The sequence below is a fragment of the Azorhizophilus paspali genome (assembly GCF_043587585.2).
Lineage (GTDB): Bacteria > Pseudomonadota > Gammaproteobacteria > Pseudomonadales > Pseudomonadaceae > Azotobacter > Azotobacter paspali.
In genome coordinates, this window is sequence record NZ_CP171449.1 from 3,287,028 (window position 1) to 3,311,785 (window position 24,758).

At 60.8% G+C, this 24,758-nt stretch carries 24 protein-coding genes and 1 other RNA gene; 5 read left to right on the forward strand and 20 right to left on the reverse strand.

Annotated features, from left to right (window positions below; all coding sequences use genetic code 11):
- Positions 1-234 precede the first annotated feature (234 nt).
- On the forward strand, positions 235-687 hold the full coding sequence (locus tag ACGI6K_RS15915; protein WP_376948537.1) for a DUF721 domain-containing protein: 453 nt from the start codon (positions 235-237) through the stop codon (positions 685-687).
- A gap of 64 nt (positions 688-751) precedes the next feature.
- Here the strand turns inward: ACGI6K_RS15915 and lpxC are convergent, their stop codons facing one another.
- The 18 genes from lpxC to rsmI all read right to left on the reverse strand — a co-directional run bounded on the left by lpxC (position 752) and on the right by rsmI (position 20,081).
- Positions 752-1,663: a UDP-3-O-acyl-N-acetylglucosamine deacetylase gene (lpxC, locus tag ACGI6K_RS15920; protein WP_376948539.1), complete on the reverse strand. Its 912-nt coding sequence runs from the start codon at positions 1,661-1,663 to the stop codon at positions 752-754.
- A gap of 106 nt (positions 1,664-1,769) precedes the next feature.
- Positions 1,770-2,948, reverse strand: coding sequence for a cell division protein FtsZ (gene ftsZ, locus ACGI6K_RS15925; protein ID WP_376948541.1), 1,179 nt, complete (start codon positions 2,946-2,948; stop codon positions 1,770-1,772).
- A gap of 37 nt (positions 2,949-2,985) precedes the next feature.
- On the reverse strand, positions 2,986-4,233 hold the full coding sequence (ftsA, locus tag ACGI6K_RS15930; RefSeq protein ID WP_376948543.1) for a cell division protein FtsA: 1,248 nt from the start codon (positions 4,231-4,233) through the stop codon (positions 2,986-2,988).
- A 21-nt stretch (positions 4,234-4,254) separates the two neighbouring features.
- Positions 4,255-5,115, reverse strand: coding sequence for a cell division protein FtsQ/DivIB (locus tag ACGI6K_RS15935; RefSeq protein WP_376948545.1), 861 nt, complete (start codon positions 5,113-5,115; stop codon positions 4,255-4,257).
- A 3-nt stretch (positions 5,116-5,118) separates the two neighbouring features.
- A complete protein-coding gene (locus ACGI6K_RS15940) occupies positions 5,119-6,066 on the reverse strand; it encodes a D-alanine--D-alanine ligase (RefSeq protein WP_376948547.1) in 948 nt (315 codons plus the stop codon).
- Positions 6,063-7,487 carry a UDP-N-acetylmuramate--L-alanine ligase gene (gene murC / locus ACGI6K_RS15945; RefSeq protein ID WP_376948708.1) on the reverse strand — a complete coding sequence of 475 codons (1,425 nt, stop codon included), beginning with the start codon at positions 7,485-7,487 and terminating at the stop codon, positions 6,063-6,065. Before murC ends, ACGI6K_RS15940 begins: the two co-directional genes overlap by 4 nt.
- A 34-nt stretch (positions 7,488-7,521) precedes the next feature.
- Positions 7,522-8,592, reverse strand: coding sequence for an undecaprenyldiphospho-muramoylpentapeptide beta-N-acetylglucosaminyltransferase (gene murG, locus ACGI6K_RS15950; RefSeq protein ID WP_376948549.1), 1,071 nt, complete (start codon positions 8,590-8,592; stop codon positions 7,522-7,524).
- On the reverse strand, positions 8,582-9,802 hold the full coding sequence (ftsW, locus tag ACGI6K_RS15955) for a putative lipid II flippase FtsW (RefSeq protein WP_376948551.1): 1,221 nt from the start codon (positions 9,800-9,802) through the stop codon (positions 8,582-8,584). Before ftsW ends, murG begins: the two co-directional genes overlap by 11 nt.
- Positions 9,802-11,148 (reverse strand): UDP-N-acetylmuramoyl-L-alanine--D-glutamate ligase, encoded by a 1,347-nt coding sequence (gene murD, locus ACGI6K_RS15960; protein WP_376948553.1) that lies wholly within the window; start codon positions 11,146-11,148, stop codon positions 9,802-9,804. The genes ftsW and murD overlap by 1 nt, the downstream gene beginning before the upstream one ends.
- Before the next feature lie 10 nt (positions 11,149-11,158).
- A complete protein-coding gene (gene mraY / locus ACGI6K_RS15965) occupies positions 11,159-12,241 on the reverse strand; it encodes a phospho-N-acetylmuramoyl-pentapeptide-transferase (protein ID WP_376948555.1) in 1,083 nt (360 codons plus the stop codon).
- Entirely contained in the window at positions 12,242-13,609 is a 1,368-nt protein-coding gene (locus ACGI6K_RS15970) for a UDP-N-acetylmuramoyl-tripeptide--D-alanyl-D-alanine ligase (RefSeq protein WP_376948557.1), read from the reverse strand.
- Positions 13,602-15,068 carry a UDP-N-acetylmuramoyl-L-alanyl-D-glutamate--2,6-diaminopimelate ligase gene (locus ACGI6K_RS15975; protein WP_376948559.1) on the reverse strand — a complete coding sequence of 489 codons (1,467 nt, stop codon included), beginning with the start codon at positions 15,066-15,068 and terminating at the stop codon, positions 13,602-13,604. Before ACGI6K_RS15975 ends, ACGI6K_RS15970 begins: the two co-directional genes overlap by 8 nt.
- Complete coding sequence (locus ACGI6K_RS15980; RefSeq protein WP_376948561.1) at positions 15,068-16,807, reverse strand: peptidoglycan D,D-transpeptidase FtsI family protein; 1,740 nt, start codon at positions 16,805-16,807, stop codon at positions 15,068-15,070. The genes ACGI6K_RS15975 and ACGI6K_RS15980 overlap by 1 nt, the downstream gene beginning before the upstream one ends.
- Positions 16,804-17,097, reverse strand: coding sequence for a cell division protein FtsL (gene ftsL, locus ACGI6K_RS15985; protein ID WP_376948563.1), 294 nt, complete (start codon positions 17,095-17,097; stop codon positions 16,804-16,806). The genes ACGI6K_RS15980 and ftsL overlap by 4 nt, the downstream gene beginning before the upstream one ends.
- On the reverse strand, positions 17,094-18,035 hold the full coding sequence (rsmH, locus tag ACGI6K_RS15990; RefSeq protein WP_376948565.1) for a 16S rRNA (cytosine(1402)-N(4))-methyltransferase RsmH: 942 nt from the start codon (positions 18,033-18,035) through the stop codon (positions 17,094-17,096). Before rsmH ends, ftsL begins: the two co-directional genes overlap by 4 nt.
- A 2-nt stretch (positions 18,036-18,037) precedes the next feature.
- Positions 18,038-18,496 carry a division/cell wall cluster transcriptional repressor MraZ gene (gene mraZ / locus ACGI6K_RS15995; protein WP_376948567.1) on the reverse strand — a complete coding sequence of 153 codons (459 nt, stop codon included), beginning with the start codon at positions 18,494-18,496 and terminating at the stop codon, positions 18,038-18,040.
- Between the two features lie 292 nt (positions 18,497-18,788).
- Positions 18,789-19,147: RNase P RNA component class A (rnpB, locus tag ACGI6K_RS16000), an RNA gene on the reverse strand.
- Positions 19,148-19,217: 70 nt separating this feature from the next.
- Positions 19,218-20,081 carry a 16S rRNA (cytidine(1402)-2'-O)-methyltransferase gene (gene rsmI / locus ACGI6K_RS16005; protein ID WP_376948569.1) on the reverse strand — a complete coding sequence of 288 codons (864 nt, stop codon included), beginning with the start codon at positions 20,079-20,081 and terminating at the stop codon, positions 19,218-19,220.
- 114 nt (positions 20,082-20,195) lie between these two features.
- On the opposite strand from rsmI, the gene ACGI6K_RS16010 reads away from it, so the two are divergent.
- The 4 genes from ACGI6K_RS16010 to ACGI6K_RS16025 all read left to right on the forward strand — a co-directional run bounded on the left by ACGI6K_RS16010 (position 20,196) and on the right by ACGI6K_RS16025 (position 23,613).
- Positions 20,196-22,019, forward strand: coding sequence for a penicillin-binding protein activator (locus ACGI6K_RS16010; RefSeq protein ID WP_376948571.1), 1,824 nt, complete (start codon positions 20,196-20,198; stop codon positions 22,017-22,019).
- A gap of 1 nt (position 22,020) precedes the next feature.
- Positions 22,021-22,383, forward strand: coding sequence for a YraN family protein (locus ACGI6K_RS16015; protein ID WP_376948573.1), 363 nt, complete (start codon positions 22,021-22,023; stop codon positions 22,381-22,383).
- Positions 22,384-22,489: 106 nt separating this feature from the next.
- A complete protein-coding gene (locus ACGI6K_RS16020) occupies positions 22,490-23,083 on the forward strand; it encodes a phosphoheptose isomerase (protein WP_012699958.1) in 594 nt (197 codons plus the stop codon).
- Positions 23,080-23,613, forward strand: a complete 534-nt coding sequence (locus ACGI6K_RS16025) for a BON domain-containing protein (RefSeq protein ID WP_081434874.1) — start codon at positions 23,080-23,082, stop codon at positions 23,611-23,613. Before ACGI6K_RS16020 ends, ACGI6K_RS16025 begins: the two co-directional genes overlap by 4 nt.
- Before the next feature lie 38 nt (positions 23,614-23,651).
- On the opposite strand, the gene ACGI6K_RS16030 is transcribed toward ACGI6K_RS16025, so the two are convergent.
- Positions 23,652-24,059 carry a ClpXP protease specificity-enhancing factor gene (locus ACGI6K_RS16030; protein WP_376948576.1) on the reverse strand — a complete coding sequence of 136 codons (408 nt, stop codon included), beginning with the start codon at positions 24,057-24,059 and terminating at the stop codon, positions 23,652-23,654.
- Positions 24,060-24,068: 9 nt separating this feature from the next.
- Positions 24,069-24,692, reverse strand: a complete 624-nt coding sequence (locus ACGI6K_RS16035) for a glutathione S-transferase N-terminal domain-containing protein (protein ID WP_376948710.1) — start codon at positions 24,690-24,692, stop codon at positions 24,069-24,071.
- Positions 24,693-24,758: the final 66 nt, after the last annotated feature.

Consider the following 24,758-nt stretch of genomic DNA (forward strand, 5'->3'; position numbering starts at 1 on the left):
GGGCGGGCACGAGGCCGACCCGGCAGCCGCAAAGGGTTGCAATGGGAAAAAGGCATTCTACTCGCAAACTCGCCCGGCAAGAAAATAGGCATCATGCAGCAGGACTTTCCACCGCTCGAAGTGCAAAGGCCACACGCCAGGCTTAGGACTGCCCGAAGCCCGTTCTCTGCGACAGAACCTTAAACGGGCATAGGTTCTGCTACCATGGACATCCACATCCTCCGGCCAACAACCATGACCTTTCGTCCCTCGCCGGCCCGTCCCTCCGCCGCGCTGCTGCGCGAATCCAAACCGCTTAAGTCGCTGTTCGGCCAGGCGCAGCAATTAGTCCGGCTCCAGCACCTGCTGGACAGTCAGTTACAGCCTGCCGCACGTGGGCATTGCCACGTAGCATCCTGGCGTGAAGGTTGCCTACTGCTGATCGTCACCAATGGTCAGTGGGCCACCCGACTGCGTTACCAGCAACGTCGTCTGCAGCGCCAGTTGCTGACGCTGGAGGCATTCTGGGGCCTGAACAGGATCCTTTTCAAAGTGCGCCCTCCCATGCAGGCGAACGCCTCTTCCTCCCGTGTGAACAAGCTATCCCCAGCCGCTGCCGAGAGTCTCCGGACGGCAGCCGAAGGCATTGACGATCCCAGACTCAGGGCGGCACTGAAGCGGCTGGCCCGGCACGGCCGGCCCGAATAGCCGAAAACGAGACGCTTCGCTGCGAGCCACGGAGCTGGAAAAGGAAAAAGTAGAAGCGCCCGGCTTAGACAGCCACTATGGGACGCACGTAGGAGATAGGAGCACTCACGGCGTCTTCGAAGGTCACCACTTCCCAGGCATCCTTCTGTTCGAGCAGAGCGCGCAACAGGCAGTTGTTCAAAGCATGCCCCGACTTGAAGCCGCGGAATTCGCCGATCAGGCTGTTGCCCAGCAGATAAAGGTCGCCGATGGCATCAAGAATCTTGTGCTTGACGAACTCGTCCTCATAACGCAGACCATCCTCGTTCAATACCCGGTTTTCGTCGACCACGATGGCGTTATCCACGCTGCCACCTAGCGCAAGGTTGTGCGAGCGCAGAAATTCGATATCGCGCATGAAACCAAAGGTTCGTGCACGACTGACCTCCTTGACGAACGAAGTACTGGAGAAATCGATACTGGCGGTCTGCGTACGGCCGCGGAACACAGGATGATCGAAATCGATTTCGAAGCTCACCTTGAAGCCATCGAACGGCAGGAAGACGGCACGCTTGTCATCTTCCTCCACGGCCACTTCACGCTTGATGCGGATGAACCTCTTGCAAGCCTCCTGTTCCTGCAAACCTGCGGACTGGATAAGAAAGACGAAAGGACCGGCACTGCCATCCATAATCGGCACTTCGGGGGCGGAGAGTTCGACGTAAGCATTATCGATCCCAAGACCGGCCATGGCCGAAAGCAGATGCTCCACCGTGTGGACCTTGACATCACCCTTGACCAGCGTCGTGGACATGGTGGTTTCACCGACGTTTTCAGCTCTTGCGGGGATGTCCACTACCGGATCGAGATCGATGCGCCGGAACACGATCCCCGTGTCGACAGGAGCGGGCTTTAAGGTCAGATAAACCTTCTCCCCCGAGTGCAAACCCACTCCCGTGGCACGAATAATGTTCTTCAGGGTGCGTTGTTTGATCATGGTTTGGCCGCTAGCAGTTGCGAATCTTTTTCAATAACTAGCAAAAATGATAGCAGAACCAATATTTGCTGGATATCAATCAATACAAGACCCCTGATAAACGCAATCAATCTGCTTGACGGCGCAGGAAAGCCGGGATGTCCAGATAATCCAGATCGTCCTGCGGGTTGATCTTGGCAGCCGTGGCGCTGGCGCCATGGCTCTGGCGCTGTACGGTGGGCCGTTCGTAGTCCTTGTAGTTCACCGCTTGATCGCCGCGAGGTACAGCGGGAGCAGCAGCGCCAGCGGACTGCAGCGTATTGACCACCACTTTCATCGGCTTGTCGGCTCGCGCGCCCAGACCAGTGGCAACCACGGTCACATGCAATTCGTCGCGCATGTCCGGATCGATCACGGTGCCGACCTTCACCATGGCTTGGTCGGATGCGAACTGCTCGATGATGTTGCCGACGTCGGAGTATTCGCCCAGGGAAAGATCCGGGCCGGCCGTGATGTTCACCAGAATGCCACGAGCGCCCTGCAGATGGACGTCCTCCAGCAACGGGTTGCGGATCGCCGCCTCGGTGGCCTCGCGAGCCCGGTTCGGACCGCTGGCAAAACCGGTACCCATCATGGCCATGCCCATTTCACTCATTACCGTCTTCACGTCGGCGAAGTCGACGTTGATCATGCCGGGACGCTTGATGATGTCGGAAATACCACGAACCGCACCGGCCAGCACATCGTCAGCCTTGGCGAAAGCGGACAGCAGGCTGGCATCCTTGCCAAGAATGGTCAGCAGTTTCTCGTTGGGGATGGTGATCAGTGAATCCACATGCTCGGCTAGCAGGCGGATACCCTCTTCGGCAACCTGCATGCGCTTGCGTCCTTCGAACGGGAACGGACGGGTCACCACGGCCACCGTCAGAATGCCCAGTCCCTTCGCCACTTCGGCGATGACCGGAGCGGCACCAGTACCGGTACCGCCACCCATACCGGTGGTGATGAACACCATGTCGGTGCCCTGCAGAACCTCGGCGATACGCTCGCGGTCCTCCATTGCGGCTTCGCGGCCGACCTCGGGGTTGGCACCGGCTCCCAGCCCCTTGGTCACCCCCGAGCCCAGCTGCAGGACCGTCCGTGCAGTAATGCTCTTCAACGCCTGCGCATCGGTGTTGGCGCAAATGAACTCGACCCCCTCGATGCTGGTGGCCGCCATGTGATTCACGGCATTGCCGCCGCCACCACCGACACCGATGACCTTGATCACTGCACTTTGCGGAACGTTGTCTACGAGCTCAAACATATTCCCTCTCCTTTCTTTTCACTGCCTACCGCCGTTGTCAAAAGTTGCCTTGGAACCATCGCTTGAATCGTTCCAGGACAGGTATCTTGGTTTCTTCGCCATAACTGCTGGTGCCGGATACGGGCGTGCCTCCAGTCTGCTTCTGCAGCCCGTAAAGCAGTAACCCCACCCCGGTCGAATAGATTGGGTTGCCGATCACGTCATCCATTCCCCTGACACTGTGCGGCACCCCCAGGCGCACAGGCATGTGGAAGATCTCCTCGGCCAGCTCGACGGCGCCTTCCATCTTCGCCGAGCCGCCGGTCAGAACGACACCGGCGGGTATGAGGTCCTCGTAGCCGCTACGCCGCAACTCTGCATGGATCAGGCTGAACAGCTCGTCGTAGCGAGGCTCGACCACTTCCGCCAGCGCCTGGCGGGAAAGCTCCCGCGAGGGACGCTCGCCGACACTGGGGACGTTGAGGGTTTCGCCGGCGCCGGTTAGCTTGGCCAGGGCGCAGGCATAGCGAATCTTGATCTCCTCGGCATACTGAGTCGGCGTGCGCAGCGCCATGGCGATGTCGTTAGTGACCTGATCGCCGGCGATCGGGATCACAGCGGTATGCCGGATCGCTCCCTCGGTGAAGATGGCGATATCGGTGGTACCGCCACCGATATCGACTAGGCATACGCCCAGCTCCTTCTCGTCCTCGGTAAGTACCGCATGGGCAGAAGCCAGTTGTTCGAGGATGATGTCGTCCACCTCTAGATCGCAGCGGCGCACGCACTTCTCGACGTTTTGCGCGGCATTCACCGCACAGGTCACCACGTGCACTTTGGCCTCCAGACGCACGCCGGACATCCCCAGCGGTTCCCGTACGCCTTCCTGGTTATCGATCACGTAGTCCTGCGGCAGAGTGTGCAGCACTCGCTGATCCGAAGGAATCGCCACCGCCTGGGCCGCATCCAGAACGCGCTCGAGATCCGCCTGACTGACTTCGCGATCACGGATGGCGACAATTCCGTGGGAGTTCAGACTGCGGATATGGTTCCCGGCCAGACCAACGAAAGCTGAGTGAATTTGGCAGCCAGCCATCAGTTGGGCCTCTTCCACCGCTCGGTGGATGGACTGCACGGTGGACTCGATATTCACTACCACACCCTTCTTCAAACCCCGCGAAGGATGGGAACCGATCCCGACGATCTCCAATTGGCCATCGGCCGTCACCTCGCCAACCAGGGCCACGACCTTGGAGGTACCGATGTCGAGACCGACGATCATCTTGCCGCTCTGCGCGCTTGCCATGTTTTCTGCCTGCTCCTCAACTCAGTGCACAGCGGCGGGCTCGACCGCCGTTGGCGCGACCGGCTCCCGCCATGCCACGGCCAGACCGTTGGCATAGCGCAGATCGATGCGCGCGATATTTGCATTCTGCTCTTTCAAGGCCCGCTCATAGATGGCGCTGAAGCGGCGCATCTTGGCAAGCAAATGATCACGCCCGAGCAACAGCTCGATGCCCTGGGTGGTGGTGACATACCAACTGCCGCGCTCACGCAGCTCCAGACGTGCAATGGAAAAGCCTAGGGGCCTGAGCATCTGGTTGAGCACGTGATACTGCTGCATCACCTTTTCCTGCGCCTGCTGGGGGCCGGCCAACTGCGGCAGATGCTCATAACGGGATACTTCGCTCGGCGCGAACGACTCTCCTTGATTGTTCAGCAACGCTTCATCGCCCCAGCGCGCTATCGGCAATTGCTCTTCCAGGTGAACCACCAGTTGATCGGGCCATACGCGCCGCACTTCGGCCTTGGCAATCCAGGAAATGCCCTCGAGCGCATCGCGGATGCCGGCCAGATCGACGCTGAAAAAGCTCGCCTGACGGAAAGGCGCGATGCGATCGAGGACTGTCTGGTTGCTGACGTAGCTGAGATGCCCTTCCAACTTGACATCGGCGATCGGCTGGTCCGCATAGGGCATCAGGCGTTGCGCCAGGAAGTAGCCACCCGCGCAGAGAGCCGCCAACAGGAGCAAACCGCCTAGGCTCTTCAGCAAGGTCATGCCCAGTGTCGACAGGCGCGCCGATACGGGTGGCTTGGCCACCATGCGGCTGGCTCCCCGGCGAACCGGCTTGCGTGCCGGGGCGCGCCCCAGCCCTGGTTGTCGATGACGAAGCATGGTGCCGTACATGGCTCAACCCCTTGTCTCAACGCTGTCGGCCAGAACCGCCAGCACCAGTTGCTGGAAATCCAGTCCCGCAGCACGCGCGGCCATCGGCACCAGACTATGATCGGTCATGCCCGGCACCGTATTGACCTCAAGTAGCCAGAAGCGGCCCTCCGCGTCCTGCATCACGTCGGCCCGCGCCCAGCCCTGCACCCCCAATGCTTCGCAGGCACGCGCGCACAACGCCTTCAACTCCTCCTCCTTACTGGAATCGAGCCCGCAGGGAATCCGGTACTGGGTATCCGAGGCCAGATACTTGGCGTCGTAATCGTAGAAACTGTGCGACGTGCCCAAACAGATCGGAGGTAACACCTGCCCACGCAACAAGGCGACGGTGAACTCCGGCCCCTGGATCCATTGCTCGACCAGCACCTGGGGATCATGGGAGCGGGCAGACAGCCAGGCGGCGATCAGTTCGCCGATGTCATTCACCTTGGCCATGCCGATGCTCGAGCCTTCGTGGGCCGGCTTGACGATCAGCGGAAAACCGAGATCCCGTGCGGCGACCCGACAGTCGCTCTCGCTGGTCGGCACCGCATGGCGTGGCGTTGGCAAGCCCAGGCTCTGCCAGACCTGCTTAGTGCGCAGCTTGTCCATCGCCAGGGCCGAAGCGAGAACGCCGCTGCCGGTGTAGGGAATACCGACACATTCGAGCAGGCCCTGCATGCTGCCATCCTCGCCGCCACGGCCATGCAGGACGATGAAGGCCCGATCGATCCGCTCGCGACCCAGTCGCTCGAGCAAGTCGTCGCCGACGTCGATGCCGAAAGCGTCCACGCCAGCGCTCTGCAGCGCCTCCAGCACGGCCTGGCCGGACTTCAGGGAGACCGCCCGCTCGGCACTCTTGCCGCCGAACAGTACGGCGACACGACCGAAGGCTTGCGGAGCCAGCGTTGACTTAAGGGCGTAATTCATGGCAATTCCCTCTGGGCGACCGCCTCGGGCCGGCCGCCGAACAACGGATTCCGGAGCAGTTGTGGTGCCAGGCCGCCGATATCGCCAGCCCCCTGGCAAAGCAGGATGTCGCCGGGACGCAGCAACGGCTTGAGCAACGGGGCAATATCCGCACCACGCTCGACGTAGATCGGGTCCAGTTGGCCGCGCTGGCGGATGCTGCGGCACAGGCTGCGACTGTCGGCTCCGGGAATCGACTCCTCGCCGGCCGGGTAGACTTCCATCAGCAGTAGCACATTGGCATCGGACAAGATCTGGACGAAGTCCTCGTAGAGATCGCGCGTCCGGGTGAAGCGGTGCGGCTGGTAGACCATCACCAGACGGCGATCTGGCCAGCCGCCACGGACTGCCTTGAGCACCGCGGCGACCTCGCGTGGATGATGGCCGTAGTCGTCGACCAGCATCACGCCGCCCCCCTCGATCTTCAGTTCGCCATATACCTGAAAGCGCCGGCCGACCCCCTGGAAGCCCGACAGTCCCTGGACGATGGCGATATCGTCGATGCCTTCGTCGCAGGCGATGGCAATGGTGGCCAGAGCATTCAGCACGTTGTGCACTCCCGGCATGTTGACCGACATCTCGAGCGGTACACGCTCCTGGCGCAACACGGTGAAATAGGTACGCATTCCGGCCTGGCGGATGTCGACGGCACGTATATCGGCATCCTCGCCGAGGCCATAGGTGATCGTCGGACGGGCGACCAGGGGCAGGATCTCGCGTACCACTGGATCATCCACGCAAAGCACCGCCAGGCCGTAGAACGGAAGATTGTGCAAAAAATCCACGAAGGTCTTCTTCAGCCGGCTGAAGTCGCCTTCATAAGTGTCCATGTGATCGGCGTCGATGTTGGTGACCACGGCCACCATGGGCTGCAGATGCAGGAAACTGGCGTCGCTCTCGTCGGCCTCGGCGATCAGATAGCGGCTACTACCGAGCTGGGCATTGGTGCCTGCGGCATTCAGCCGGCCGCCGATGACAAAAGTCGGGTCCAGCCCGCCGGCCGCGAATACCGAAGCGATCAGACTGGTGGTGGTGGTCTTGCCATGGGTACCGGCCACGGCGATGCCATGTCGGTAACGCATTAGTTCGGCGAGCATCTCCGCCCGCGGCACCACCGGGATGCGTCGTTCCAGAGCGGTCATCACCTCAGGGTTGGAACTGTTCACTGCACTGGATACCACCAGCACATCGGCGCTGGCGGCATTCTCGGCATGATGACCGATGAAAATCTTCGCACCGAAGCTTTCCAGGCGCGCGGTCACGGGCGACGCTTTGAGATCGGAACCGGAAACCTCATAACCGAGATTCAGCAGTACCTCGGCGATGCCACACATGCCGGCCCCCCCGATACCGACAAAGTGAATGCACCCGATCCGCCGCATACGGCGGATCTCGGCCTGGATCGCGTCCTTGGACTTAACCACGCGCCACCTCCAGGCAGATGTCCACGACCGTACGGGTCGCATCGGGCTTGGCCAGACGGCGGGCACTCGCGGCCATACCTTCGAGTTGCTCGGGGTGCATCGATACCTCGCTCAGGCGGGCGGCCAGGTCGGCGGCTGTCGTGGTCGCTTGCGGCAATAGGAAGGCCGCGCCCTCCCGTGCCAGATAATCGGCATTGCGGGTCTGGTGATCGTCGATGGCATGCGGCAGCGGTACTAGCAACGCAGGCAGCCCAGCAGCGGCCAGCTCGCTCACGGTCAAGGCGCCAGCACGGCAGACCACCAGATCGGCCCAGGCGTAGACGCGGGCCATATCCTCGATGAAGGGCACGACCTCGGCCTCCACCCCGGCTTCGCGGTAACGATCGGCGGTGCTCTCATGGTGCTGGCGACCGGCCTGATGAAAGAGCTCCGGCCGCTTCTCCGCAGGAATCAGCGCTAAGGCCGCGGGCAACAACTTGTTAAGAGGCTCGGCACCCAGACTTCCGCCCAGGACCAGCAGGCGTAGCCTGCGCCCGTCGGAAGCCTGCCGCGAACTGTCCAGAAACAGCTCGGAACGCACCGGATTACCGGTGGTACGGCGTTTGCCGGCAGGCTTGAAGGTATCCGGAAAGGCCTCGCAGACCCTGTCGGCCAGCGGCGCCAATGCCCGGTTGGAGGTGCCTGCCACGGCATTCTGTTCGTGGATGACTAGGGGGGCGCCAGTCAGTTTTGCCGCCACACCGCCGGGACCGGTGACGAATCCGCCCATTCCCAGCACGCATACGGGACGCAGCTCGTTCATGATCCGACGGGCCTGGAACAGTGAGCGGATCAATTGGAAAGGAGCCTTGAGCAGGGTTGCCAACCCCTTGCCACGCAGCCCGCCGATCTGAATCCGATGCAGCGGCAGCCCGGCCGAGGGCACCAGATCGTTCTCGATTCCACGCGGTGTACCGAGCCAGTGCACGGCATAACCACGCGCCTGGAATTCCCGTGCACAAGCAAGCGCCGGAAATACATGGCCCCCAGTACCGCCTGCCATGATCAGTACATTAGCGCCCATCGGCTTGCTCCTCATGATCCTCGGCGAAATCTTCTTCGCTGAACCGTACGTTTTCGTTACCCAGCCGAGTGCGGCGCTCCCAATCCAGACGCAACAGCAGACCCAGGCTGACACAGCAGATCACCAGCGAACTACCGCCATAACTGAGGAAAGGCAGGGTCAGCCCCTTGGTCGGCAGCAGACCGACATTCACCCCGATGTTGATGAGGAACTGGCCGATCCACAGGAAAGCCAGTCCATAGGCCACATAGGCCGAGAAATATTGCCGCGCCTTCTCGGCCCATAGCCCAAGATAGAGTGCGCGCACGCAAACGAAGGTGAACAGGCCGAGGGTCGCCAACGCACCGAACATCCCTAGCTCCTCAGCCAGCACGGAGAAAACGAAATCGGTGTGCGCCTCCGGCAGGTAGAACTGCTTCTGTACGCTGTTGCCAAGTCCGACCCCTAGCCACTCGCCACGCCCGAAAGCGATCAGCGCCTGGGTCAACTGGTAACCGGCACCGAACTGGTCGGCCCAGGGGTCTGTAAAGGTGATCAGGCGTTGCAGGCGATATTCCTGGGTCTGCACCAGCACGAATACCGCAGCGACGGCAGCGCCGGCCAACAGGGTGAAACGGAACAGGCCGACGCCGCCGAGGAACAACATCGCCGCAGCGGAGCCCAGCATCACCACGGTGGCACCGAAGTCCGGCTCCAGTAGCAGCAACCCGGCCAGCGGGATCAATACGATGATCGGCTTGATAAAGCCGATCCAGCGCCGGCGCACTTCGTCCTCGCGGCGCACCAGATAGCCGGCGAGGTAGATCACCACGAACAGCTTGGCGAGCTCCGATGGCTGGACGTTGAAAACACCGAAACCGATCCAGCGCATCGAACCGTTCACTTCGCGCCCAATGCCCGGAACCAGCACGAGGATCAGCACACCAAAGGCGGCCAGCAGCAGCTTGACCCCCATGCTCTGCCACGTTTCCAGCGGTATCAGCATCACCACGCCACCCGCGACGATGCCGATCACCAGATACAGCAGATGGCGGACCATGTAATAAAAGGTGTTACCGGCTTGCACCGCAGCGACTTCGGAGGATGCCGAGGTAATCATCACCAGCCCGAGGCCGAGCAGGGCCAGGCAACCGGCCAGCATCGGAAAGTCGACATCGAAGCCACGCCGGCTAAAGAGTGGCGACGGATAGGGACGCAACAGGGCCAGCATCAGGAGAGCCCTCCCACCGCTTGGGCGAACAGGCGTCCACGCTCTTCGAAGTTTCGGAACATATCCAGGCTGGCGCAGGCCGGCGATAGCAGCACAACATCACCCGCCTCGGCCAGGGAAGCCGAACGCTTGACCGCCTCCTCCAAGGTCCGGACCCGGACCAGCGGTACGGCGCCATCCAGCACCACGGCCATGCGCCCGGCATCGCGCCCGAGCAATACGACAGCACGGCAGTGCTCAGCGACTGGCCGACGAAGACTAGAGAAATCCGCCCCCTTGCCATCGCCACCGGCGATCAGCACCAGCTTGCCGGCGATATCCGCCCCCAGCCCCTCGATCGCTGCCAGCGCGGCACCAACATTGGTTGCCTTGGAGTCATCGTAATACCCTACTTCACGCACGTCCCGCAGCCACTGGCAACGGTGGGGTAATCCGGCAAAGCGCTTCAGAGTCTCCAGCATCGGCGCGAACGGCAAACCAACCGCGTGCCCCAAAGCCATTGCCGCCAGAGCATTGGTCTGGTTGTGGGCACCACGAATCTTCAGTTCGCGGACCGGCATGAGCGTCTCGAACTGGAAGGCCAGGCATTTGTCGCCGTTCTCCTCCAGCAGACCGAACCCCTTGAAGTCCGGCTTGCCGAGGCCAAAGGTCCAGCATGGTAGCCGGTCGGCGACCAGCGGCCGGGACAAGGCATCGTCCCGGTTCACCACCACCTGGCGTGCTCCGCGGAAGATGCGGTGCTTAGCCAAGTGATAGGCCTGTAGGTCGGCATAGCGATCCATGTGGTCTTCGCTGACGTTGAGACAGGTGGCGACCTCGGCATTCAGCCGTTCGGTGGTCTCCAACTGAAAGCTGGACAACTCCAGCACATACAACTCGATGCCATCGTCCAGCAAGTCGAGGGCCGGAGTGCCCAGATTGCCGCCCACTGCCACACGCCACCCGGCCGCCCGGGCCATTTCGCCAACCAGGGTGGTGACCGTGCTCTTAGCATTGGAGCCGGTGATGGCGACGATCGGCGCCCTAGCGTGCCGAGCGAACAACTCGATGTCGCCGGACAACCTCACTCCGCGCGCGGCTGCGGCCTGCAATGCCGGCGTGGACAGTGCCAGGCCAGGACTGACGTAAAGCTCGCTGGCGCGGCAGAGGAAGTCCACGTCCAACTCACCGAAACGCACTTCGACCTGCGGGAACTGCGCCTTCAAGTTGGCCAGTTCCGGAGGATCAGCGCGGGTGTCGACCACGGCGAACCGCGCGCCTTGGCGGGCCAGGAAGCGCACCAGGGACATGCCGCTCTTGCCGAGACCGACGACGATGCGGAATTGGTCGGAAGCGATCAGGCTCATTTCCCTGCCCTCAGCGCAACTTCAAGGTCGCCAAACCGATCAGCACCAGAACCACGGTGATGATCCAGAAACGTACGATCACCCGTGGCTCCGGCCAGCCCTTCAGTTCGAAGTGGTGGTGGATCGGTGCCATGCGGAATACGCGCTTGCCCGTGAGCTTGAAGGAAGCGACCTGGATCATCACCGACAGGGTTTCCATGACGAACACTCCTCCCATGATGAACAGCACCACCTCTTGACGAACGATCACCGCGATGGTGCCCAACGCCGCTCCCAACGCCAGCGCTCCCACATCGCCCATGAAGACTTGGGCCGGGTAGGTGTTGAACCAGAGAAAACCGAGACCGGCACCGATCAGCGCGCCGCAGAATACGATCAGTTCACCGGCGCCTACCACGCTGGGAATCAGCAGATACTCGGCGAACCTCACATTGCCCGACAGATAGCAGAAGATGCCCAGGGCACCACCGACCATCACCGTGGGCATGATCGCCAGGCCATCGAGTCCGTCGGTCAGGTTCACCGCGTTGCTCGAGCCGACGATGACGAAATAGGTCAGCACGATGAATGCGGTGCCGAGAGGAATTTCGATGGTCTTGATCAACGGCAGGATCAAGGTGGTTTCGACCGGAGTCTGTGCAGTCATATAAAGGAAGAGCGCGGCACTAAAGCCGAACACCGATTGCCAGAAATACTTCCAGCGGCTCGGCAAGCCGCGGGAGTTCTTCTCGATCACCTTGCGGTAGTCATCGACCCAGCCGATGGCACCGAACAGCAGGGTCACGGCCAGTACGGTCCAGACGTAGCGGTTGGACAGGTCCGCCCAGAGCAGGGTGCTGATGGCGATGGCGGACAGGATGAGCGCGCCGCCCATGGTCGGCGTACCCTTCTTCGACAGATGCGACTGCGGACCATCGTCACGCACCGCCTGGCCGATCTGGCGGATTTGCAGGGTCCGGATCATCCAGGGACCTAGGCACAGAGCCAGGATCAGGGCGGTCAGCACCCCGAGAATCCCGCGCAGAGTCAGATACTGGACGACCGCGAAACCGGTATGGAACTGTTGCAGGTACTCTGCCAGCAGCAGCAGCATTTAATGAATCTCCTCGCTGGAACCGCAGAGAGCCAAGACGATCTTGTCCATCGCCGCACTTCGCGAACCCTTGATCAGAATGGTGGTATCAGGATGCTGCTCGCTGCGCAGAGCCTCGAGCAGACCGGCTTGGTCGGCAAAATGCCGGCCGCCTTTTCCGAACGCCGCGACCGCATGCGTCATCAGCGGCCCCACGGCATACAGGGCATCGACCTTGCCAGCTGCATAGGCGCCGACCTGACGGTGGCCTTCTTCCGCCCAGGCACCCAGTTCGCCCATGTCGCCGAGAGCAAGGAGGGTACGTCCGGAAAAGCCGGCGAGTATATCGATAGCCGCACGCATTGACGCGGGATTTGCGTTGTAGCTGTCATCGATCACTCGTACGCCACTCGGCGCGAACTGCGCCACGGCGCGACCCTTGACCGGCTGCAGGCTTTCCAGCCCGGTCCGGATTCCGAGCAGCGGCATCCCCAGAGCATGAGCCGCGGCGGCAGCGGCCAGGGCATTGGCCACATTGTGCAGACCCAGCAGATTAAGCTGGATGCGCGCCTCGCCAGCAGGCCCCTGGAGCGTGAAAGCCGGGCAGCCACGAGCGTCGGGCTGGATATCCCGCGCCAGGAAATCGGCGTCGCTCGCATCTAATGCGAAACCCAGCACGCGTCGTCCCGCAGCGCGCTGCTGCCAGATGTCAAACGCCGGATCATCGCGATTGAGCACGGCAATGCCGTCGGCCGGCAGGCCCTCGAGTATCTCGCCTTTGGCCTCGACGATCTTTTCCGGCCCACCGAACTCGCCGACATGCGCCGTGCCGGCGTTGGTGATGATCGCCACCTGCGGACGGGTCAGAGCGACCGTGTAGGCGATCTCGCCGATCCGGGAGGCGCCCAATTCGATCACTGCGCCGACATGCTCGGGCGCCAGTTCCAGCAGGGTCAGCGGCACCCCCAAGTCATTGTTCAAGTTGCCACGGGTCGCCAGCACCGGACCACGGGTACGCAGGATGCTGGCGAGCATTTCCTTGACCGTGGTCTTGCCGCTGGAACCGGTCACCGTGGCCAAAGGACCGCTGTAGGCCTGGCGATTGAGGCTCCCAAGCCGACCGAGGGCAAGTCGGGTATCGGCCACCTGCAACTGCGGCAGTCCCAGTTCCGGCATGGTGCGCTGAACGAGGGCAGCCACGGCCCCCTTAGCGGCAACCTCGGCGAGAAATGCATGGCCATCGAAACGTGGCCCGACCAACGCGACGAACAATTGTCCCGAACGAATCGCCCGACTATCCGTGCCGACCGAATCGAATGTCACATTATCCCCTGCCAAGTCCCCCTGCAGCGGACCGGCGATTTCTTTCAGGTACAGTGCCTTAAGCATGAGCTAATTCCCAGGCGTACAGGGCCTTGGCGGCCTCTTCGATGTCGGAAAAAGGCTGACGCACGCCATTGATTTCCTGGTAGTCCTCATGCCCCTTGCCAGCCAGCAACAGCACGTCGCTCGCGTCGGCACCGGCGATCAGGCGGGCGATGGCCTGGCCACGCCCATGCAGACAGGTAACCTTTTCCGGTACACCGATACCGCTGCGGATATCGGCGAAAATCTGCTCCGGAGACTCGCTGCGGGGATTGTCGTCAGTAATCAGCACCGCATCGGCCAGGCGCTCGGCGACCGCCGCCATCAGCGGACGCTTGCCGCGATCACGATCGCCGCCGCAGCCGAACAGGCACAGCAAGCGCCCACGGACATGGGGACGCAGTGCCTCCAGGACCTTCTCCAAGGCATCCGGGGTGTGGGCATAATCCACTACGACCAGCGGCCTAGCGCCCCCCCCCAGCTGCTGCATGCGTCCGGCTGGAGCCTGCAATTGCGGCACGACTCGGAGAATTTCGTCCAGAGCGTAGTCCAGCCCCAGCAGTACCCCGACCACCGCCAACAAGTTGCTCAGATTGAAACGCCCCAGCAGCGGGCTGTGCAGCAATCCCTCGCCTTGCGGGGTCGCCACCTCGGCCCGTATCCCCTGCTCGTCGAAATGCGCACGGCGACAGTGCACCTGGGCAGAGCGACTCTCCAGGCTGTAACCGATCAGGCGGGATGCATTCGCCTCCCCAGCTAGGAGCCGACCGAAGGGATCGTCCAGATTGAGCACCCGGCAGCGCAGCCCTGACCAAGCGAACAGCAAGGCTTTGGCCGCACCATAGGCATCCATGCTGCCGTGGTAGTCGAGATGGTCGCGCGACAGATTGGTGAAAATCGCCACATCGAAGTCCAGCGCCGACACACGGCCCTGCGCGAGCGCATGGGAAGACACTTCCATGGATACCGCACGGGCACCGGCCTGCTTCAATCCCGCCAAAGCCGCCTGCACGCTGATCGGGTCGGGCGTGGTGTGGCGACCACTCTGCAGCGCCCCATGAAAACCATTGCCTAGGGTACCGATGATGCCGCAGCGCTCTCCGAGCAAATCCAGGGCCTGGGCGAGTAGTTGGCTGACGCTGGTCTTGCCATTGGTCCCGGTCACACCGATCAGACACAAGGCTCGGCTCGGCTCGCCATAGAAACGGCCGGCAATTGCCGACAATTGCCCGACCAGCCCTTTGATTGGAACCAACGGTACACCACCGTCGTCAGCGAACAATGGCGCCCCCGCGACCTCGTAAGCCACGGCCGCCGCTCCCCGGGCAAGCGCATCCGGGATATGGGCGCGGCCATCCTGCTGGCTCCCCGGAACCGCGAGAAAGAGGTCCCCTGGACGCACCTGGCGGCTGTCCAGGGTCAACTCCCGGATCAGTAACTCCGTCTCGGCCTGAGGCAACAGTTGATTGAGCGGCATGGGCATCAGATACGCTCTCCTTTGCCGGACGCATCCTTATTCACGGTCTTGGTCTCGGCCGGCGGCGGCAGGTTGTCCGGTGCCACGTTCATCAGGCGCAGCGCGCCGGCCATGACCCGGCCGAATACGGGCGCTGAAACCAGACCGCCGAAATAGGCGCCGTTGCTCGGCTCGTCGATCACCACGGCCATGGCGATACGAGGGGCGCTGATCGGGGCGAAGCCGGCAAATAGCGAGCGATACGACTTTTCCTTGTATCCCTTGGCACCCACGCTGGCCTTGCGCGCCGTGCCGCTCTTGCCTGCGACGTGATATCCCGGCACCTTGGCGCGGAATACGCCGCCTGGAGCCTCGACGACCTGCTGCAACATACCCTGCATGGTCTTGGCGACGCTTGGGGAGATGACCTGAACCCCTTCCGGTGCCTGTTCCTGCCGGGCCAACGCTAGAGGCAACGAACGACCATCGTTGGCCAGCGTGGCATAGGCATGGGCCAGTTGAACGGCCGTTACCGACAGGCCATAGCCATAGGACAGCGTGGCAGTCTCCGCCTTGCGCCATTCGCGATAACTGGGCAAGTTGCCCACCTGCTCGCCTGGGAAACTCAAACCGGTATCCTGGCCGAAACCGACACGCTGCATCAGCGAGTGGATGGATGCACCACCGATATCGAAGGCAACCTTGCTCATGCCGACGTTACTCGATTTGATCAGGATGCCGGTCAGATCCAGAACGCCGCCTTCGGCGTGCGAAACATCGCGAATGGTATAACGCCCGATCTGCAACCTGCCGGGCGCCACTTCCACCCTGTCGCTGGGCTTCCAGCGTCCGGTTTCCAGTGCGGCGCTCATGGAAAGCGGCTTCATTGTCGAGCCGGGCTCGAAGACATCGACCAGAGCGCGATTGCGCATGGCTGCTGGATTGAGGTTGCGCTTGTTATTCGGGTTGTAAGTCGGCTGATTGACCATCGCCAATACTTCGCCGGTCTTTACATCGATCATCACCAGGGTGCCGGCCTTGGCGCCGACCTCGGCAATGGCATTTCGCAACTCCCGATGCGCCAGATACTGCAGCCGCAGATCGATGGACAGCGCCAGCGTCTTGCCGGCCTTGGCGTTCTGTACCACCTGGACATCCCGGATCAGCCTACCGCGACGGTCCTTCAGCACTTGCCGCTTGCCAGGCACACCGGCCAGCCATTCGTCGAAGGCCAGCTCCATGCCTTCGCGCCCGTGATCATCGATATCGGTGAAGCCGAGCACATGAGCGGTGACCTCGCCTGCCGGATAGAAACGCCGAAACTCTTCCAGAGCGTAGACACCCGGGATTTTCAAATCGAGCACGGCCTGCCCTTGCTCCGGGGTCAACCCTCGGACCAGATAGGTGAACTCGCGGCCAGCCAGTTGCTCGAGACGCTCGGTCAGCGCCTTCTCATCCTGGCCCAGGGCCTTGGCCAGGGTGGCCCACTGGTCGCGTGCACCGGCCAGCTCCTTCGGATTGGCCCACAGGGTGGTGACCGGAGTACTGACCGCCAGCGGCTCGCCATTGCGATCGGTGATCAGTCCACGATGTGCGGGGATAGGGATATGCCGCATGCTGCGTGCATCACCCTGCCCCTTGAGGAAATCATGATCGAAAACATGTAGGTCGACGATGCGCCAGGCGATGGAAGCCACCATCAGAGCCAGGAGAATCAGCACCAGACGGAAACGCCAGGGATAGAGTGCTCCCTCGAGCCTCATCATGGCGCCACCAGCCGTACTTCCGCCGCGTCCGGGACGCGCATCTTCAAAGTTTCGGTGGCCAAGGTCTCGACCCGGCCATGCGCAGTCCAAGTGCTCTGCTCAAGGATCAATCGTCCCCATTCGGCCTGCAGCTTGTCGCGCTCGCTCAGTTCGCCGTACAGGGCATTGAGCAATTGACGATTCCAGTAGGCGCTATAGGACACCGCGATGGCGGAGAGCAGGGAGGCAACGAAAAGTACCAGCATCAAGAGACTACCGCCCGGCATGGTCTTGTCCGATATACGGCTCATCGAAGCTTCTCCGCCACACGCATGATTGCGCTGCGGGCACGGGGATTGGTCTTGAGTTCGGACTCGGAGGCATATCGCGGCTTGCCAATCAGCTTGAGACGCGGCTCGAAAGCAGCCGGACGGATCGGAAGATCACGCGGTAGCTTGTCAGCCTCACCCTTGGCCTGCCGACGCATGAACCGCTTGACGATGCGGTCCTCCAGCGAATGGAAACTGATCACGGCCAGGCGGCCACCGACTTCAAGTACCTCCAGCGCAGCATCAAGCCCCTGCTCGAGATCACCAAGCTCATTGTTTATATGAATACGCAGGCCCTGAAAGGCACGCGTTGCTGGATTCTTGCCCTTCTCCCAGGCTGGATTGGCGGCAGCCAGTACCTGCGCCAGATCGGCGGTACGCTCGAACGGCCTCTCCTGGCGACGCTGTACCACAGCCTGAGCCATGCGCCTGGCAAAGCGCTCTTCACCATAATCCTTGAACACGTGGGCAATCTCCTCGCAGGAAGCCTGAGCCAGCCATTCGGCCGCACTCAAGCCGCGGCTCGGATCCATACGCATGTCCAGCGGACCGTCGTTGAGAAAGCTGAAACCACGTTCGGGATCGTCCAGTTGCGGCGAGGACACACCCAGATCAAGCAGCACACCACTGATCTTGCCGACCAGCCCACGCATTTTTATCTCGTCCGCCAACTCGGCAAAACTGCGCTGCACGATGACGAAACGAGCATCCTCCGTAGCCAGAGCAAGCCCGGCAGCGACCGCCTGGGGATCCTTGTCGAAGCCAAGCAGGATACCTCCCGCGCCAAGACGCCCGAGAATCAACCTGCTATGCCCGCCTCGCCCGAAAGTGCCGTCCAGATAACAGCCGCCCTCCCGGATGGACAGAGCGTCGACCGCCTCTTCAAGCAGCACGGTGATATGACTGAAACCACTCTTCATAATCACAGGATCAAGTCGCGCAATTCGCCCGGCAGGTCTCCGGGTTGTTGTTTGATAGCCGCCAGATCCGCATTTGCAATCGCGATCCAGGCATCTTCATTCCACAGCTGAAATTTGTTCAGTTGGCCGACCAGCATTGCGTGCTTGTTCAGATTCGCATGCTCCCGTAGGCGTGGCGGAATCAGGAAACGCCCGCTGCCATCCAGCTCGAGATCCACGGCATTACCGATCAAAAGCCGCTGCAGACGGCGAGTTTCCTCGCGCAGCGAAGGAAGCTCACGCAGTTTAGTCTCGATGAGCTCCCATTCCGGCAGAGGGTATATGCAGAGACAGGGGTCCATCGCATCGATGGTGACGATGAGTTGCCCAGCCGAGCGAGCCATGAGCTCCTCACGATACCGGGCAGGCATCGAAATCCGCCCCTTAGCGTCAAGACTGACGGCATTTGCTCCGCGAAACACGGTCGCACTTCCCCTGACTACAAGCTTCCCTGCCCACTGAAACCCACTTTATGCCACTTCGTACCACCTTGCGCACACTATAGAAACGCCCCACCCCACCGTCAAGGCAGTGGAAAATGAAAAAATCCTTATGGGACGGCGATTTAGCTGATTAAGAGAGAGAAAAATCGCAACTAATGCGGAACAAATTCAGCAAAATCAATAAGCTGAATTGCATACTTGAAGGGGATTATGAAATGGAGGTTTTCTGCCTGGCCTCTGATAGGCTTCACAAAGCGGGGCGAGGAGAAAAAAGGAGAGCCGATCTATAAGCCGGGTTCTGTCGAGGACAGTCATTCCTCTACGACGACCATCGCTGGCCGCCTTTAGCAACCTACCCGGATCCAGCGCGGGCCACGCCAATGGATCCCTATTTGGTCTTGCTCCGAGTGGGGTTTACCTAGCCACGAACTGTTGCCAGCCGTGCGGTGCGCTCTTACCGCACCTTTTCACCCTTACCGGCGCTTGCGCGCTTAGGCGGTTGTTTTCTGTGGCACTTTCCGTAGGCTCGCGCCTCCCAGGCGTTACCTGGCACTCTGCCCTATGGAGCCCGGACTTTCCTCCCTCCCATATTGAGGAACAATACGGGACAGCGACTGTCCAACCGACTCTCCGCCCGCAAGAATAATGCTCGCCGGCAGTATCCGCAAGCACTCCTCCTCCAGGACAACATGCGCCGGCCTCATCCTCGACGTTCCAGAGCTGTCTGATAAAGCAGGTTCTTGCGTACTCCGGTAATCTCGGCGGCCAAAGCCGCAGCCTTCCCCAACGGCATTTCCTTTAGCAGGAGATCGAGGACGCGAAGCGCTTCCGCCGATACCGAATTGTCGGAAGGAGCCTGCCAGCCAGCCAACAGGAGCACGCACTCGCCACGTTGCTGATTGCCATCGGCAGCAACCCAGGCACGCAACTCGCCGAGGGGCAATCCTTGGAAGGTTTCGAAGGTCTTGGTCAGCTCTCGTGCCAGAACCGCCAGACGATCACTTCCCATGATCCGCTCGAGATCACTCAGGCATTCGAGCAACCGATGCGGCGCCTCGTAGAAAATCAGCGTGCGAGACTCTTCTTTCAAGCGCTCCAAACGAGCTTGACGCGCAGCCGTCCTGGCCGGCAAAAACCCCTCGAAGACGAAGCGATCCGAAGGCAAGCCCGCAGCGGACAGCGCCGTGATCAAGGCACAGGGGCCGGGCACCGGGATCACCCTTATACCGGCGGCGCGCGCCTCACGTACCAGATGAAACCCTGGATCGGAAATCAATGGGGTACCGGCATCCGAAATCAGCGCGACATCCTCACCAGCCACCAGTCGCGCCAGGAAGCGCGCTCCCCGGTCACGCTCATTGTGCTCATGACAGGCAGCCAAGGGCGTCATGATGCCGAAATGCTGCAGCAAACGTGCGGAATGACGAGTATCCTCGGCCGCGATCAGGGCCACGTCGCGCAGCACGCTGAGTGCCCGTGTGGAGATATCGTCAAGGTTGCCAATCGGGGTAGCAACGACATAAAGGATGCCTATCCTTGGATTCAGCGCAGCGGATACGACCATGGCCCCCCCCTTAGACGATCGAAGCACGCATTGTAACCGGTTTCCCGATCACGACATCACACCCAAGGCTTGGGTACAATTCTTCAATTGTCCTTGAGCATCAGGAACGCCTTAATGATTGCCTGTCTGCGCCCCCTTTCCGCCCTTTTTCTTGCCGGTCTCCTGACTGCCTGTGCCAGTTCGCCCTCGTCCAGACTGGGCGAACTGCCCTCACCTTCGCAAGCCAGCGTCGAGCAACTCCTGCAGCAGGCCGACGAAAGCAAACCGGAAAAAGCCGCACTCCTGCGCCTGACGGCCGCTGACCAGGCTTACCGGCAGAAGGATCTGGCCCAGGCCATGCGCATTCTCGAGCAAATCCCGTTGGATAGTCTCAAGCCCGCCCAGCAGATCTTCGCCAGCACTCTCGGTGCAGAGATCGCCTTGGCCCGCAATAATCCCAAAGTAGCGCTCAAAACCCTCAACCACCCCAGCATGCAACACTTGGGCGAACTGCCCATACAGCAACAGATTCGCACTCAATTCACGCGCGCACGTGCCCTGGAAGCGGATGGACAGCATCTGAGCGCCGCCCGCGAGCGGATTTTCATCGCGCCCCTCCTGAGCGAATCGAACGCTAGCGAAAACCACGAGCGGATCTGGCGACTAATTCAGGGTCTGCCATTGGATGCCCTGAATGCTCCCGGAGAAGAGAACAGCGAACTAGGGGGTTGGCTGGCCTTGGCTCGCGGCATAAAAAGTGCCGGCACCCTGGAGTTGCAGCAAGCGGCCATTGACCAGTGGCGCGCAGCCAACCCGCAGCATCCGGCAGCCCTGCAGTTGCCGGTACCGCTCATCAAACTACGCGAGCTGGCCAGCCAACCGCTGAACAAGATTGCCCTGCTGCTTCCAGAGGAAGGCCAACTCGCCTCAGTGTCCCGCGCCTTGCGCAACGGCTTCATGGCCGCCCATTACCAGGCGCAGCAACTCGGTCAGCATCCCCCTAGCATCGAACTCTACGACAGCAGCCAATTGACCTCCATCGACGACTTCTATCGCCAGGCTCAGGCCGCCGGAGTGCAACTGGTCGTCGGCCCCTTGGAAAAAACCCTGGTCAAACAGCTAGGTGATCGGGAACAGCTACCGATCACCACGCTCGCCCTGAACTATGGCAACGCCGGACAGGAAGGCCCGCCACAGCTTTTCGAATTCGGTTTGGCAGCAGAAGATGAAGCCCGAGGAGCCGCCCGCCGCGCCTGGGCAGACGGTATGCGCAGGGGCGTAGCCATGGTGCCCTCCGGCGAATGGGGCGACCGGGTTCTTCAAGCCTTCCAGCAAAGCTGGCAGGCTACGGGCGGCAATCTGGTTGCCGTCGTTCGGATCGACCAGCCTGCCTACCTGGCTCAGCAGATTGCCGAACTGTTCCAACTGCGTCAAAGCGAGGCACGCGGCAAACGCCTGCAAGCTGTGCTTGGTAGCGAGGTGGTTGCACAACCCTCGCGGCGCCGCGATATCGACTTCATTTTCCTGGCCGCCACCCCGCAGCAGGCCCAGCAAATCAAGCCGACCCTCGCCTTCCAATATGCCGGCGACGTACCGATCTATGCCACTTCGCATCTCTACAGCCCCAAGGAAGAACGGAACTATTACCTTGACCTCGAAGGTATTCAGTTCTGCGAAACACCCTGGCTGCTGGATGCAAATCCGAATGACAACCTACCGCAACTGGTTGGAAATCAATGGCCGCAGGCCAAGGGTAGTCTAGGACGCCTCTACGCCATGGGCGTCGATGCCTACCGAGTCGCTCCGCGACTGGCACAACTCAAGGCACTACCGGAAACCCGCATCGACGGTCTCTCCGGCAACCTGAGCCTGAGTCCCGACCAGCGCATCCAGCGCCAGTTGCCTTGGGCTGCGTTTCGCGATGGCCAGATACAGCGCTTGCCGGCCAGCGGTTTCTGACATGGACAGGCAACGCATAGGACGCGATGCCGAGGCTCTTGCCCTACTCCATCTAACAACGCAAGGAATGCGCCTCCTGGCGCAAAACTGGCGCTGTCGATGCGGCGAGCTTGATCTGGTCATGCTTGACGGCGATACGGTAGTATTCATTGAGGTGCGCTATCGGCGGCATTTCGCCTGGGGAGGCGCACTGGAGAGCATTGATACACGCAAGCGCATGAAACTCATCCGCACCGCTCAGTATTTTCTGCAGCAAGAAACACGTTGGGCCAGGCATCCCTGCCGTTTCGATGTCATTGCCATCAATGCCGATGAGAGCGCATCCAGCCATCTGAACTGGATTCGCAGTGCCTTCGATGCCTGATCCGGCAAGCTACTTAGTTCCCAAACGTTCTGCGGCAGCCCCACCGCCCTTATGCGTCAGACTTTCTTCTGAGCGCAGCGAACACCAACTTTGAAGGCTATCGCCGATGGACATGCACGCCCGCATCAGCCAGCTCTTTCAGGCCAGCATTGAAACCAAGCAGCAGGCCATGGAGGTCATCCTCCCCCATATCGTCCAAGCCAGCGAACTCATGGTTCAGGCCTTGCTCAACGAAGGCAAGATCCTTTCTTGCGGCAATGGCGGCTCAGCCGGAGATGCACAGCACTTCTCATCGGAACTGCTCAACCGCTTCGAGCGCGAACGCCCCAGCCTGCCGGCCATCGCACTGACCACCGACAGTTCGACGCTCACTTCGATCGCCAACGACTACAGCTACAACGAAGTTTTTTCCAAGCAGATCCGCGCCCTAGGTCAACCCGGCGACGTTCTGTTGGCCATTTCCACCAGCGGCAACTCCGCCAATGTGATTCAAGCAATCCAGGCGGCTCATGACAGGGAAATGCAGGTAGTTGCTCTGACTGGCCGCGATGGAGGCGGCATGGCCGCATTACTGCTCCCTGAGGACATCGAAATCCGGATACCAGCCAAGGTTACAGCCAGGATTCAAGAGGTGCACCTGCTAGTCATCCACTGTTTGTGCGATTTAATCGACAATCAACTGTTTGGAAGCGAAGAATGAAAAGCTCACTTCTGATCATTGGTGCCCTGACGGCAAGCCTCTTCTTGGGAGGCTGCAGCAATCGCAGCATCGGTAACAGCATTGACGATCAATTCATCGAGCCCAAGGTTGCCGAGAAAATCCGCCAGGCACATGCGGACCTGGATAGCGACAGTTCGCATATCGTGGTCACGACTTACAACGGCGTCACCCTGCTTGCAGGCCAGACTCCGCGCACTGAACTCAAGCAACTCGCCGAACAAGCCGCACTCTCGGTCCCCGGGGTAACGAGAGTGCATAATGAAATACAGATCCTTTCCCCCGCTTCGCTCCTTGCCCGCAGCAACGACTCTTTGCTGACCACCAAGATCAAGACGCAAATGCTTGCCGATAGCACGATCCCTGGCTCGAAAATCAAGGTAGTCACCGAGAACGGCATCGTCTATCTACTGGGATTGATCACTCGACAAGAAGCGAATAGAGCAGCCAATCTGGTACAGGGCGTTTCCGGCGTGCAGAAAGTCGTCAAACTGTTCCAGTACACGGACTGAATAAAAAGGCGATCCCGAGGGATCGCCTCTTGTATGAACTATTTGACCACCTTCAGGCTCGGGCGCCCAGCCGGCCGCGGCGGCTCGCCACCGGAAGGCCCATCATCGTCGGGGCCAGTACCTCCCTCCGCAGCCGGTGGCTCAACCTCGAAAACCATGCCTTGGCCATTTTCGCGCGCATAGATAGCCATGACGGCTTCGGGCGGTATGAACAGGCTATGAGCGACACCACCGAAGCGGCCTTCGAAACTTACCCCCTGATTGTCCATATGCAAATGCCTCACAGCGCTGGGAGAAATATTGAGGACAATCTGCCCATCGCTCACGTAACCGGCCGGAACCTGTACATTCGGCGTCTCGGCATTGACCAGCAAGTGAGGCGTGCAATCGTTATCGACGATCCACTCATAGAGCGCACGCAGCAGATAAGGACGACTGGAGTTCATATCACCTCCTCATGTTGGCCGCATATCGCGTTCGACAGCGGACAGGCTGACCTGAAAGGCCTGGCGAGCGAACTGGCGCTCCATGTATTCGAGCAGAGGCCTTGCACTGCGTGGAAGCTCTATACCCAATAGCGGTAGCCGCCAGAGAAGCGGCAAGAGACAGCAGTCCACCAAGCTTGGCTCGTCACTAAGAAAATAAGGTTTTTCAGCAAATAAAGGAGCGACTTCGAGCAGGCTCTGTCGCAGCTCCCTGCGCAACTGATTGCAACCGCCCCCATCGCTACGCTCATTCAAAATCCGATCGACCAGAACGCACCAGTTGCTCTGGATACGATGCATCAGTAGACGACTGTTGGCACGGGCGACAGGATACACCGGTAGCAACGGCGGATGCGGATAACGCTCCTCAAGATACTCCATGATCACCCCCGGCTCGTACAGGAGCAAATCACGATCCATCAACGTGGGTAACGCGCCATAGGGATTGAGCTCGGCAAGCTTGTCCGAGTCCTGCCCCGTATCTATGTCCAGGATCTGGACGACAATCCCCTTCTCGGCAAGCACCATCCGCACACGATGGGAATAGTGGTCAGCCGGGTCGGAGTAACAGATCAACCGTTTGGTCATGCCCAGCCCCTCGGTTGCAGGTCGTATTTTCGGAATAAAAAACACACGCGCCCCGAGGACGCGTGTGTTTAC